Annotated in this window: 14 protein-coding genes and 2 pseudogenes; 15 read left to right on the top strand and 1 reads right to left on the bottom strand. The window is 42.0% G+C overall.

The window, feature by feature from the left end; all coding sequences use genetic code 11:
• Window positions 1–99 precede the first annotated feature (99 nt).
• From J2S00_RS18075 to J2S00_RS18065, 3 genes and pseudogenes are all read left to right on the top strand, one after another.
• Window positions 100–807, top strand: coding sequence for a cyclase family protein (locus J2S00_RS18075; protein ID WP_307343179.1), 708 nt, complete (start codon window positions 100–102; stop codon window positions 805–807).
• 370 nt (window positions 808–1177) lie between these two features.
• Window positions 1178–1508, top strand: a pseudogene (locus J2S00_RS18070) (transposase); the annotation flags it as partial.
• Between the two features lie 121 nt (window positions 1509–1629).
• Window positions 1630–2773, top strand: a pseudogene (locus J2S00_RS18065) (IS256 family transposase).
• A gap of 44 nt (window positions 2774–2817) precedes the next feature.
• Here the strand turns inward: J2S00_RS18065 and J2S00_RS18060 are convergent.
• Window positions 2818–3210 (bottom strand): helix-turn-helix domain-containing protein, encoded by a 393-nt coding sequence (locus tag J2S00_RS18060; protein ID WP_307343187.1) that lies wholly within the window; start codon window positions 3208–3210, stop codon window positions 2818–2820.
• Between the two features lie 5 nt (window positions 3211–3215).
• Here J2S00_RS18060 and J2S00_RS18055 point away from each other — a divergent pair, with 5 nt between their 5' ends.
• The 12 genes from J2S00_RS18055 (at window position 3216) to J2S00_RS18000 (ending at window position 12737) form a co-directional block, all read left to right on the top strand.
• Window positions 3216–3458 (top strand): ATP-binding protein, encoded by a 243-nt coding sequence (locus J2S00_RS18055; protein WP_307343176.1) that lies wholly within the window; start codon window positions 3216–3218, stop codon window positions 3456–3458.
• 12 nt (window positions 3459–3470) lie between these two features.
• Window positions 3471–3641: a magnesium chelatase subunit ChlI family protein gene (locus tag J2S00_RS18050; RefSeq protein ID WP_307343185.1), complete on the top strand. Its 171-nt coding sequence runs from the start codon at window positions 3471–3473 to the stop codon at window positions 3639–3641.
• A gap of 136 nt (window positions 3642–3777) precedes the next feature.
• Window positions 3778–5649, top strand: a complete 1872-nt coding sequence (locus J2S00_RS18045) for a sigma 54-interacting transcriptional regulator (RefSeq protein ID WP_307343173.1) — start codon at window positions 3778–3780, stop codon at window positions 5647–5649.
• Between the two features lie 227 nt (window positions 5650–5876).
• The gene (locus tag J2S00_RS19945; protein WP_370875898.1) at window positions 5877–6071 is read left to right on the top strand and encodes a hypothetical protein; all 195 of its coding nucleotides are present in this window, start codon (window positions 5877–5879) and stop codon (window positions 6069–6071) included.
• 119 nt (window positions 6072–6190) lie between these two features.
• A complete protein-coding gene (locus tag J2S00_RS20060; protein WP_442319994.1) occupies window positions 6191–6718 on the top strand; it encodes a UGSC family (seleno)protein in 528 nt (175 codons plus the stop codon).
• Entirely contained in the window at window positions 6715–7743 is a 1029-nt protein-coding gene (locus tag J2S00_RS18030) for a hypothetical protein (RefSeq protein ID WP_307343165.1), read from the top strand. The genes J2S00_RS20060 and J2S00_RS18030 overlap by 4 nt, the downstream gene beginning before the upstream one ends.
• Before the next feature lie 41 nt (window positions 7744–7784).
• Window positions 7785–8234, top strand: a complete 450-nt coding sequence (locus J2S00_RS18025; protein ID WP_307343162.1) for a VOC family protein — start codon at window positions 7785–7787, stop codon at window positions 8232–8234.
• Window positions 8235–8243: 9 nt separating this feature from the next.
• Window positions 8244–8438, top strand: a complete 195-nt coding sequence (locus tag J2S00_RS18020) for a hypothetical protein (protein ID WP_307343159.1) — start codon at window positions 8244–8246, stop codon at window positions 8436–8438.
• Between the two features lie 7 nt (window positions 8439–8445).
• Window positions 8446–9231: an enoyl-CoA hydratase/isomerase family protein gene (locus J2S00_RS18015; protein WP_307343156.1), complete on the top strand. Its 786-nt coding sequence runs from the start codon at window positions 8446–8448 to the stop codon at window positions 9229–9231.
• A 42-nt stretch (window positions 9232–9273) separates the two neighbouring features.
• Window positions 9274–10443 carry an acyl-CoA dehydrogenase family protein gene (locus tag J2S00_RS18010; protein WP_307343153.1) on the top strand — a complete coding sequence of 390 codons (1170 nt, stop codon included), beginning with the start codon at window positions 9274–9276 and terminating at the stop codon, window positions 10441–10443.
• A complete protein-coding gene (locus J2S00_RS18005) occupies window positions 10440–11504 on the top strand; it encodes an acyl-CoA dehydrogenase family protein (RefSeq protein WP_307343150.1) in 1065 nt (354 codons plus the stop codon). The genes J2S00_RS18010 and J2S00_RS18005 overlap by 4 nt, the downstream gene beginning before the upstream one ends.
• 45 nt (window positions 11505–11549) lie before the next feature.
• The gene (locus J2S00_RS18000; protein WP_307343147.1) at window positions 11550–12737 is read left to right on the top strand and encodes a CaiB/BaiF CoA transferase family protein; all 1188 of its coding nucleotides are present in this window, start codon (window positions 11550–11552) and stop codon (window positions 12735–12737) included.
• Window positions 12738–12834: the final 97 nt, after the last annotated feature.

Here is a 12834-nt window from a genome sequence, read left to right as displayed (position 1 = left end):
GTAAGACGACCTCGCTGGCCAGCCTAAAATTAAGTATACATGGACGAACTATTTTCATCATCTGCTGGTGCCGCTTTTGCGGCATGGAGGTCTAAAAGATTGGCTAAGCTTGCGAATATCAAAGCCGAAGATTTTCCTGATAAAATGGCGCTTGCTACAGAAATTATTACGGCTAGTGCTCACTCAGGGACACATGTTGACGCACCTTATCATTATGGCCCCATTTGCGAAGGCAAACCAGCCAGAACTATTGATCAAATTCCACTTGACTGGTGTTTTGGCCCCGGGGTCGTTTTGGACATGCGCCATAAGGAACCTGGCACGGAAATCACTGTAGAGGACATGAAAAGAGCACTTGAGAAAATTAACTACAAATTAAAACCTAAAGATATTGTGTTACTGTACACTGGCTGTGATGAGTATTGGGGTACCGATACGGAGACGTATCTTAGGATGCAATCTGGTTTAGGTGTTGCTGGTCTGGATTGGCTTCTTGATCAAGGAATTCGCTGTATTGGAATTGATGCTTGGACACTTGATAGACCTATTCACGCTATGGTGGCGTCTTATCAGAAAACAAAAAATAAGAGCCACCTGTGGCCAACACATATGCATGGTCGAAAACGGGAGTATATTCAAATAGAAAAAATGGCCAACTTGGGTAAAATACCTCAACCTTATGGATTCTTAGTAAGTGCTTTGCCTGTTAAATTCGAAGGTTGTAGCGGTGGTTGGTGTAGGGCTGTGGCAATTATTAAAGAGAAATCGTCATTCTTAACTTCCCCTAACCACTTTACACGAAGTTAAGGTCTACCTATAACGATATTAAAAGATAATATTCCTGTATAGTTTGAGGAGGCAAATCGGCCTCCTTCCGTTATTGAAGCGGCTTAGTTGAAGCAATTTTTATAGAAACATATAACATAGAATGAGAGGAATGAATAACAGAAGGAGAAAATCAATTGTTGTAAAAAGCACATTATTGTAGCAGAAACAATGAGATATTTTTCAAATTCAAAAGGTCAAAACTTCTAAACCTCTCTACAACAATGTGCTAATATGATTGCAGATTGCTTTTGAGGGGATTTTTTGTGGTCTTCATTTACGAATGCCAACAAACTCTTCCCTCTTATGCAGAATTGGGGAAACAGATGTATTTCCTGACTCAAAGAATGTCCACAATATAAACTACTATGAATATTATGATTGCTATCTCTGTCCCCAAAACCAAGTCATAAACTATGAAACCACCACACGAGAAGGGTATCGGCTCTATCGGTCCAATCCCGACACCTGTCAACACTGTCCGGCTTCCCAGGTGCACCCAAAGCAGAGATTATACCAAACGGATCAGTCACCATATTTGGGCGGACTATATGGAAGAAGCGGATCACTAAGAAAACAAGCGGTTGTATGAAAAGCGAAAAGAAACCATTGAGCGCGTTTTTGCCGATGCCAAGGAAAAGCATGGCATGCGTTGGATGACCTTACGCGGCTTGGAGAAGGTGAGGTCTATAAAATATTTTGTGAAAACTCACAACCTCATAGATTTGCGGTATAATAAAACAAATAAGGTTGGGAGTTGTTTCCTATAGGACTCATGTTAAAAGACCAGCTTCGGCGCAATGGATTAAAGAGAATAACATCAAATCTGCCTAGGATATACAGTCCACCTTTAAAGATCTGTTCGCCGAAACGCTGCAAGAAATGTTAGAAGGTGAGCTGGAAGATAGCTTAGGTTATGCCAAGCATGACCAAGAAAGCAAAGCCACCTCTAACAGACGGAATGGCTATAGCAAGAAAAAAGTACGTTCGGATGACGGTGAATCTGAGATTAAAGTGCCCCGTGACCGTGAAGGTGAATTTGAACCGGCTATTGTCAAGAAGCACCAATCCAATGTGACCGGGATCGAAGACCAGATTATTGCCATGTACGCAGGGAATGAGTACGCGAGATACCCAGGATCACCTAAACCAATTATACGGCATCGACGTCTCGCCTACACTCATTTCTAATGTGACCAATAAGCTCATGCCTTTAAACAAGGGATGGCAAAATCGTCCGTTACAGGCGGTCTATGCGGTGATGTTCTTGGATGCCATCCACTTCAAAGTAAAACAGGATGGCCAGATTGTCAATAAAGCGGCCTATATGGCCATTGGCATTGATCTGGAATGAACTGAAAAACCGTGGTGTACAAGACGGCTTAATTACTTGCGTTGACAACTTGAAAGGCTTCAGTGAAGCCATTGAAGCAAGCTTCCCGCAAACGGAGTCCAAAAATGTATCATCCATCAGATTAGAAAATCCATTCGATATGTGTCCTATAAAGACATGAAAAAAATCACAGCTGAACTAAAGCCAATATATAAAGCCCCAACTGAAGAAGTGGCCTTGGAAGAATTGGATCAGTTTGAGCAAACCTGGGGAGCCAAGTACCCCCTCATGGTTCAATCCTGGCGTAAGAACTGGAACGAAATTGCCACGTCCTTTAAATATCCACCAGAAATATGTAAGCTCATTTACACCACCAAAATGATTGAAAGCTACCACCGCCAGCTAAGAAAAGTGACAAAAGGAAAAGCCGTTATTCCAACGGACGAGGTCTTGTTGAAAATGCTTTGCTTGGCCACCATGGATGTCGTCAGACGCTGGACTGGCCGCGTTCAAACCTGGGGCCAAATATTGCTCCAACTATCCGTTTACTTACCAGGACGGATAGAGAAAATACATTCCTTAACAAGAGTGAATGAGTTTACTCAAAATTATTGACAGCCCCTATAGGAGAGACCATAACTATGGTTACCCCCAGAACTTCAATATTCTGTTAACAAAATCTCCAAATATTTCTTTAACCTTTTTAACATATCAGTCCTTAGGAGCTGTATATCTTTCTCCCAATTTCTAATGGTTTTCTCATCAACACCTAAATATTCTGCTGCTTCTTCCAGCGTATGGCCATGATACAGACGAGCCTTTTTCAACTTTTGGCCAAGTGTTTTTTCTGTGAGTTTATCGTAATATCCAACATACCATATGGATTTATCTAATGGTTTGGCCAGCTTTTTAGCTGTGGCAACTTTCAACCCCGTTTTGCACTCATATACATCCTTTTCGATATTTCTAATATTTTGAGGGGTTAGCCCGGTTAGTTCTGCCAACTCACGCAAAAATAAATTTTTCTCCAATCGAGCCTTTCTAAGCCGTATTCCTGGTGTATCCCTGTTCAGCTGCGCAAATCGAGCGCTACAGGGCCAAACTGTCCGGTCCGATCATCGACCGTATTGACCTGCAGGTGGACGTGCCATTACTAAGTTATGATGAGATTGTTGGTACAGCTACGCCACACAATGACCATTACAGTACATCAAATATTCGCCAGCGGGTTGAACAAGCTTTGTTGTTCAAACAGGAGCGCACCAACAGTGACAAGCCGAACGGATTGCTAACTGCTTAAGAGGTAAAAGCAATTTGTCAATTAACCAAAGAGGCGGAAGACTTTATACGGGAGATTTTTGAGCACCTCCAGTTAAGCATGCGGGGATACCACAAGATTTTAAAGGTGTCCCGCACCATTGCCGATCTGAACGGGCATGACTTGATAGAAGAAGAGGATATTGCCGAGGCGGTTGGTTATTAGGCTTGGGAAGTGAGAATTTAGAGTATCACCGACAAGAAGGGTGTGAACGAAATAGTCATGGTTAGGGCGACATGACTTGGGCTTTTGTTTGTGAAGCGAAATAGGTCTTTAAGCCCCTTTAAGGAGGTCAGACAGAATGACGACGAAAATCTTAATTATTAGCCACCCAAACTTTACACAACTATGTTATGAGGTTTATAAAACTGTTAACTTGCCCATTAAATTAGAAGTATTAGAGGTTGGTTTTGCTGAGTTTAGCAAACGTATAGATCTGGACTATGTAACCACATTTGACCTCGTCATTACAAGTGGGGCCCATCTTGAAATCTTTAAAAGAGAATTTAGTGAGCTATTACATTTAATACCAATATATCCGTTGCATTTTACTGAAGCTGATGTGGTCAAAGCTTTAGTCAAGGCAAAAGCAATAGGAAATAAAGTATTGCTGATGTACTCTAACTATGAAACATATCCATTAGAAGAGTACAAACGAACACTTAATCTTGACGTGAAACATTTGATTATTAATAGTCTAGAAGAGGCGGAAAACTTACTTGAAAGATATCAAAAGAAAGGATATGATACTGTAATCGGAACCAGTTCTATTTGTAAGCTGGCTGAAAGTTTGGGGATTAATAGCATCCTGGTTTATTCTAATGATGCACTGAGACTAGACTTGATAAAGGCTTACCAATTTGCTGCAACAAAGAAAAAAATGATGAAGTATGTTAAATTTAAAGAAGCAATTTTTGATCAGGTGATTAACCCTCTTTTTATCACTGACTCACATGGATCTATTACTGATGTCAATGCAGCTGGTTTACGCCTAATTAACAGAAAAGTCAAACATGAAGTAAGGGGCCAAAATATTACTGAGGTTTTGGATCAAGGATTAAAAAGACTTGATGAAAAACGAATAGGTATAGAAATTAATGGAAAACTGAACGGTTATGTTTCGATACTGCGCCTCCCAGGTGACTTTAATGAGGAGGCTGTGGAACGATATGCAAATAGTTTTCAATCTAAGTATACATTCAAAAATATTATTGCTGATTCATTGGCTATGAAAAGAGTAATTGTAAAAGCAAAACAGTACTCTCGTTCAACGGCACCCATTCTGTTGTACGGAGAGTCTGGAACTGGAAAAGAATTATTGGCCCATAGTATTCATCAAGAAAGTGATAGACGACACGGTCCTTTTCTCCCGGTCAATTGTTCGGCCATCCCTCAAAATATTTTGGAGAGTGAACTGTTTGGATATGAAGAAGGCGCTTTTACTGGTGCAAAAAGAGGTGGGAAACCGGGTTTCTTTGAAATGGCACAAGGAGGGACGATTTTTTTGGATGAAATCGGCGAGCTCTCTTTAGAGATTCAAACAAAACTGTTAAGGGTACTGCAAGAAAGAGAAGTTATCCGGTTAGGCGGAAAAAAGGTAATCCCGTTAAATGTCAGAATTATCACAGCCACAAACAAGTCACTGATTGATCTTGTTAAAAGGGGAATGTTTCGTGAAGATCTGTATTATCGGATTAATGTTTTGCAGATAAATGTGCCACCGCTAAGAGAGAGGCAGGATGATATCATTCCTATTTTTAAACATTTGTTGTTTAAGCATGGGATGCAGGAAGATCACGTTCACTTTCTTATAAAGTTAGCTGGAGAAAGGCTACTTGACTATGAGTGGTGTGGTAATATTCGTGAACTAGAAAATTTCGTACAAAGACTTACCGCATTAACTTCCGTTTCCACGACAACATATGATCTTATCGAAATTTTTAAAGATGTTTTAAGTGAACATTTTAAGTTTGAAGCCCAACAAATTCAGCAATATGATAAAGGAAAAAATAATGGTGTTGGTGAGCACTATACTTCTTATCAAGAAGCGGAGAAAGTTCGTATTATTCAAGCATTGTTGGATTCAAACGGAAATAAAATAAAGGCAGCTCAAAAGCTTGGGATTTCTCGAACAACATTATGGAGAAAAATAAAACAATACCAACTTCAATAAAAGGTCGGACCTAATAACAGTACATGCATATGGGATAGGATATCGATATGATGTCTAAGATTAGTTGCCGTTAATCGGCTCTTTTTTGTTGCTGTTTAAAATGTTTCATAATGTTGATTATATTTGAAACTATTTAAAACATTTTGAAATACTAGTATCGCAGCTCTTAGAATAGTCTTAACAATCTCTTGACCTTTTGTTTTGGCATGACTTTTGCAATATAAGATGTGAATAAAACTAGAGTTCAGGAAAGGCTCAGGTCTCCAGAACGCCTGTATGAATTGGTAGAAGTCGGTCTAAAAAATCATAAGCTAGTGGTCATTTATAAAGTGGGCGCTTCTGAAATTGGAGCAAAGGCTGCCTTGTCTCACACCTCATTGGCTAGCAGAAGTGATGTCAGAGTTTTCATACTTAGCTTCTAAGTTAGAAGGAAAGGTTGAGATCAATTCAAACCCCATAAGAGTAAGTGTGCAACAAATAAAAATAGTTAACGTCTCAGTGATTACAGAAAACGGTCAAAAAAGAATGGAGGTTGTTCAAAATGCTGGTGTTAAATCCAAAATCCAGACCTAAAGAAGTGGATCAAAAATTGAAACCGATTTACTCCTTAGAAGGAAAGCGGATCGGAATTTTAAATAACAGATGGAAAAGTTGGGAAGTGATCATTGCTGAAATGAGTCGTCAGCTTTCTGAAAACCACCAAGTTAAAAGTGTTGCAATTTATGACATCCCTCTAACTTCAGCTGCATCCAAGTCATTTTTAGATGATCTAGCTTTAAAGTCGGATTTTGTTATCGTCGGTTTAGCAAATTGAGGATCATGTACTACGTGGAGTATCCACGATTCAATTGATTTGTTCAATAGAGGAATTCCATCCATTGTGGTGGTCACCGATCGGTTTGTTGATTTAGCTAATGCAATTGCTGCAGGAAGGGAGTTTACAAGCATTCCCAAAGTGGTGATTAGTCGTTTGGTGGAAGAGCTGCCCACAGAGGAATTGAAAGTGATCGCTGGCGACATTATTAGTGAAGCGTTAGATCAAATTTCAAAGGAGAAAGTGTCAGAATGACAAAGCTGTCAGATACCGTTAAAATGAGTGATTCCATATTTGAATTTTTTGATGAAGCTTATGAAATGGGGTGGACTGATGGTCTTCCAGTACTCCCTCCCGTCCCTGAACAGGTGGCTAAGTATATTGAAGCTTCGGGATTAGCGGCCGAAGAGGTGGTTGCTGAGGTTGAACCACGAAAAGGACTGGCAACGGTGGAGAAGATTGCAGTTAATGCTGTTATGGCCGGATGTTTACCTGAATATATGCCGGTTCTTATTGCTATGGTGAAAGCTATTTCTGTACCAGGGTTTAATTTGGGTGGTATTCAAACGACCACCAATCCGGTTAGTCCTTTGGTCATTGTTAACGGTGAGATTCGAAAAAAAATTCAGATGAACACGGGTAGAAATGCATTAGGACCCGGGAATAGGGCCAATGCCACGTTAGGTAGGGCTTTAAGATTGATCTTACTTAACATAGGCGGGGCAGTGCCCGGAAAAATTGATAAAGCGACCTTGGGGATGCCGGGCAAGTATACCTTTTGTCTGGGAGAAAATGAAGAAGAAAGTCCTTGGGATCCCCTCTCAGTAGAATTGGGTTACAAACATGGAGAAAACATTGTGACAGTAGTCGGTGCCCAGGGTACGAACAATGTCTTGCCAGCAACAACAAACGTCTTGACTAATTTAACCGTTGTCGCCGATGGGTTGAAGGTAATGGGCAATAACAATTATTTGTTTGGGGGTGGTAATCCTGTTATTTTACTTCCTCCGGGGCATGCCCAATTGATGAGCAAAGCGGGTTGGACCAAATCTAAAGTAAAAGAATTCCTCTATGAAAATTCCAAAATCAATATTGAAGATATACCAAGAGATTTACTTGAATGGCGCCGTAAGGAGATTATCGTTGAAAACGGAAAGGTGCCTGTGTGTCAAAACTATGAAGATATTTTAATTGTTGTAGTTGGAGGGCCGGAACCGTACCATATTACAATCGTTCCCAACTTTGGGGATACGGCTGTCTCATCTGCCACGATCGGCTGATAGATGCGAGTTTCCAAGGTTTATCGATAGGAGTGGTTCGTTTGTTAGAGGTAGAGGGGCTTGATCACATTACACTGGCAGTCAATAATCTGGAAGAGGCAAAACAAAAGTTTGAGACGATGTTTGGTGTTAAGCCACTGAAGGAAATGGTGCTGGAGGAACATGGTGTAAAGGCCGTTTTTTATCTGGTGAATGATGTTTTGATTGGCTTGGAAACCCCGATCAGTGAGGGCAGCTTTAAACGATTTCTACAAAAAAAAGGTGAAGGGATCCACCACATTGCCCTAAGTGTAAAGGATATAGAAAAGGCAGCCCAAGAGCTCACAGCAAAAGGGATTGGGATCATTGGTCCCCATGTTAAAGAGGGAGTAAGGAGAGAATTATTTGTCTACCCCAAAAGTTTTTTTAACGTTATGCTCCAAGTAATCCAGTGGGAGGGCCCGTACAGAGATTCTCTTGAAGAGAGAGTAAAATCTAATTTAAAAGGATGATCACCAAATATGCTATATCAACAACCAATGTTACCTGAAGGAACATTAGCAGGTAAAGTGTCCATCATTACAGGAGGCGTCAGCGGTTTGGTACCCCAAGAGGTGGCTAATCCTGCTTCATATCGAGTCAGTGACTACGCTGATTATGTTTCCGGGGCATGCATTGTCATCGATGGTGCGGGTTCAATTCATAAAGGGAGTTGATATAATCATGTCTGCATTGATTCATGTTCATATTGAGGATCATATTCAGACCATCACGTTAAATCGTCCTGAAAAGAAAAATGCCTTTAACAGTCAAATGATCGGTGAGTGGGTTCAGGCCTTGGAAGATGCTCAAAATAATAAGGATGTCCATGTGGTTGTTGTGACAGGAGCGGGAGATGTGTTCTGTGCCGGCGGAGATGTGGGAGATATGCAAGAAGGTAAACCGACCCGGTTGGATGCCAAAAATATGCTTTGGGAGGATATTCATCGTATTCCGTTTACGTTGCAACGAATGGATAAACCGGTCATCGCGGCCATTAACGGTCCTGCTGTGGGGGCGGGACTGGATATGGCTCTTATGGCAGATATAAGAACTATGGCTGATACAGCCAAAGTGAGTGAAGGTTATGTCAAGGTGGGCTTGGTACCGGGTGATGGGGGCGCCTACTTTTTGCCAAGACTTGTGGGAGAAGCAAGAGCTTACGAACTCTTGTGGACAGGACGCTTTGTGGACGCAGAAGAAGCGTTACAAATGGGTTTAGTCAATCACGTCTTTCCACGAGAAACATTTATGGAACAGACCATGGATCTAGCTAGGCAAATTGCCTCCGGTCCGCAAATTGCAATACGTATGATCAAGCGCTCTGTTCGTCAATCTATGAAAACCGATTTAGAAACAGCACTTGATCTGATTTCTTCACATATGGCTATCGTTACCGAAACGGAAGACCATAAGGAAGGGGTTAATGCTTTTCTGGAAAAAAGGAAGCCCAAGTTTACGGGGAGATAATGCAGTTAGAGTTCTGGGCTTTATAAATCAGGAGTTGGGGAGGTGAGTTTATTGTTTAAAGGATTTAGTTTACCAACTGTTAAATTGCCTGAATGTACAAAGAAATTGAGGGATGAGGTACGAAACTTTATTGATGAAGAACTGCAAGCAGGTACCTTTACCCCGCATTGTGATTCGTGGTTAGCCGGTTTTTCTCCAGAGTTCAGCAGGAAATTGGGTGAGAAAGGATGGATTGGGGTTACGTGGCCTCGCAAATATGGCGGGCAAGAACGCTCTGCTTTAGACCGTTTTGTGATTACAGAAGAACTGTTAGCGGCCGGTGCTCCTGTAGCGGCCCATTGGATAGCTGACCGTCAAAGCGGCCCGTTGCTCCTTAGGTACGGGACGGAAGAACAACGGACATTCTTTTTACCCAAAATTGCCAGGGGTGAATGTTACTTCTCCATTGGATTAAGTGAGCCTAATTCTGGATCGGATTTAGCCTCCATAAGCACCAGTGCCCGTAGGGAAGGGGACGGCTGGGTAATCAATGGCAGTAAAATATGGACCAGCGGGGCCCACAAGACGCAGTATATGATTGCCTTGTGCCGAACATCTCGCGATCCGGATAACCGCCATGCCGGAATGAGTCAGTTTATTATCGATCTATCCTTGCCCGGTGTGATTGTAAGACCCATTATTCTCATGACTGGAGAGCATCACTTTAATGAAGTAATTTTCGAGGACGTCAAAGTTTCTGATGACATGGTTGTTGGTGAAATCGGAAACGGATGGAAACAAAGTATGACCGAATTAGCATATGAACGAAGCGGCCCGGAAAGATTTTTGAGTACCTTTCCACTTTTGGTGGAATTAGTACGGATTCTGAGGAAAAACGGGCAAAACGATAAACATTCTAGAATTGAAATTGGGAGATTGGTTGCTCATTTATGGACATTACGACGCATGTCCTTAGGAGTTGCTAAGTTATTGGAGGAAGGCATAACGCCTAATATTCCGGCCTCTCTGGTTAAAGACCTGGGAACACAATTTGAAAGGGAATTAACTGAAAAGGTACGCTTGCTTGTCTCTTTGTCTCCATCGATGACTTCCATTAAACATTTTGAAGTGCTCCTAGCTCAGGCCATCCTTCATTCACCCGGTTTTACACTACGAGGGGGTACGACAGAAATTCTACGGGGCATTATTGCAAGGGGGTTGGGGGTACGATGAATGATATCCGTGAAATGATTGTTGATACAACAGCGAGAATTATGAAGGATCTGGTGAGCAAAGAAACAGTTAACAACGCTGAGAAAGGAATTTGGCCGGGAGAATTGTGGGACATCTTAGAAGAGATGGGACTGACAATGATTGGTATACCTGAAGAACAGGGAGGAGCCGGGGGGAGCTACGGAGATGCTTTAAGTGCACTCAAAATTGCCGGAAAGTATTCAGCACCGATTCCCCTTGCCGAGACGTTAATCGCCAACTGGCTATTGCATCAACTGCAGTTTGATATCAAGGAGGGGTCTTTAACGCTGACATCAGTGAGTGATCTAGAGGCAATTCAGTTCGAACAGACAGCAGATAGTTGGTATGTGACCGGATCAGCTCAAAATGTTCCTTGGGCACGTTTTGCCAATGAAATCATAGTCATTGGGACAGCCACGAGCGGTACAACAGCTATAGGGGTGGTCTACCCTCAAGACTGTACTGTGATCCCGGGTCAGAACCTCGCTGGAGAAGCACGGGATAGACTAATTTTTAATCGTGCCCAGGTAAAAGGTAGTGTTAGAACTTTTCCGAACTTAAATGAGATTTGTCAATGGATATGGTTCACAGGGGCATTGACCCGTATTGTGTTAATGTCAGGGGCATTGGAACGGATTCTTGAACTCTCGGTAACCTACTCTAAAGAGCGAAAACAGTTTGGACAGCATATTGGTAAGTTTCAAGCGATTCAACACCAGTTGGCGGTTTTATCAGGGGAAGTTGTAGCAGCAAATTTAGCTGCCAATTATGCCATTGAGGCTTTTGAAGATGGAGACGGACTTAATCAAATTATGTTGGCCAAAGCTCGTGTCAGTGAAGCAGTAGGAACTGCTGTCCCAATAGCCCATCAAGTTCATGGTGCCATCGGGTTTACCCATGAGCACCCACTGCACCACAGTACTCGCCGACTTTGGTCGTGGCGAGACGAGTTTGGGCATGAAAATGAATGGTCAGATCGACTTGGAGAATATGTGATGCAAGCTGGACCCAACCATTTGTGGTCATTTATTAGTTCCTAAGGTTTATGACAGCCAACCATCTTCACTTACAAGGAGGTTTAAGACATGGAAAATGCATTGGGCGACATACGTATTTTGGATCTGTCCCGTGTCCTTGCTGGACCAATGGGGTCCATGTTACTGGGCGATTTGGGCGCAGATGTTATCCGTGTGGAAGCACCCGGTGGAACGGATGATATTCGTAATTGGTGGCCTTTTGCTAACGGAGAAAGCACCTATTACTTATGTACCAACCGTAATAAACGTTCTATAACAATTAATTTAAAAACTGAAGAAGGAAAGGACCTTTTTAAGCAATTTGTAGCCAAGGCTGACGTTGTCCTTGAGAATTTTAAAACAGGAACACTTGACCGTTTAGGATTAGGGTATAAAATATTACAAAAAGTTAATCCCAGTATTATATTATGTTCTGTTACGGGATATGGTCAAACGGGCCCCTACCGAGATAGGCCGGGTTACGATCCAGTTATTCAAGCTGTGGGAGGATTAATGGAAGTTACAGGGCATCCTGAGGGCGAGCCAACCCGAGTCGGGATTCCGATTGTAGATATTATGGCTGCTCAGTATGTGGCCATTGGCATCATGGGGGCCATTAGGGAAAGGGATCGAACCGGCAAAGGGTGTCATTTGGATATCTCATTGTTGGACGTTATGGTAAGCTCTTTAGCTAACATTGCAAGCAGCTACCTCTTAACCGGTTATGTTGCCAAACGAGTCGGAAATGAACATAACAACATTACCCCCTACGAGGTTTTTCTTTGTAAAGATAGACCAATTATGATTGCTGCCGGGAATGACGGATTGTTTAAAAAACTGGCTATAGCTCTGGGACATCCAGAGTGGGCTGAAGATGAAAGATTAAAAACAAATACGGATCGTCTGCAAAACAGAAAGCTGTTAAGAGAATTGATTGAAAAAGAATTGGCAACCAAAACGGCCGGTGAGTGGACTGAATGGCTTAACACTGTCGGGGTTCCATGCGGTCCAGTCAACAATATTAAAGATGTCTTTGAGCATCCCCAGGTCAAAGAAAGGGAAGTGACACAGGAAGTGGAGCACCCTTGTCTGGGATCGATTCCTTTGTTAAAGAACCCGATCCGAGTTAACAATCAGTCGATTCCCATTCACAAGCATCCCCCGATTTTAGGTGAACACACTGAGTTAGTTCTTAAACAAGTACTTGGCTTGAATGATGAGAAAATTAAGGAACTAAGAGAGAAGAAGGTTATTTGAATCACAAATAAAGCTGGTACCTTAAACAATGGCTGCATGCAGTTTGAACCAAGCAGCATTGATGCACCAGTTTTTATTTTCTTACCATTCATGGTCG

It is taken from the genome of Caldalkalibacillus uzonensis (assembly GCF_030814135.1).
GTDB lineage: Bacteria > Bacillota > Bacilli > Caldalkalibacillales > Caldalkalibacillaceae > Caldalkalibacillus > Caldalkalibacillus uzonensis.
Note: the sequence above shows the minus strand (reverse complement) of the source record. Positions and strands in the feature narration are given on the sequence as shown.

Coding starts and splice junctions, on each gene's coding strand:
- J2S00_RS18020 (WP_307343159.1), top strand. CDS start 8,244: ATGCTATATCAACAACCAATGTTACCTGAAGGAACATTAGCAGGTAAA.
- J2S00_RS18045 (WP_307343173.1), top strand. CDS start 3,778: ATGACGACGAAAATCTTAATTATTAGCCACCCAAACTTTACACAACTA.
- J2S00_RS18030 (WP_307343165.1), top strand. CDS start 6,715: ATGACAAAGCTGTCAGATACCGTTAAAATGAGTGATTCCATATTTGAA.
- J2S00_RS18000 (WP_307343147.1), top strand. CDS start 11,550: ATGGAAAATGCATTGGGCGACATACGTATTTTGGATCTGTCCCGTGTC.
- J2S00_RS18005 (WP_307343150.1), top strand. CDS start 10,440: ATGAATGATATCCGTGAAATGATTGTTGATACAACAGCGAGAATTATG.
- J2S00_RS18015 (WP_307343156.1), top strand. CDS start 8,446: ATGTCTGCATTGATTCATGTTCATATTGAGGATCATATTCAGACCATC.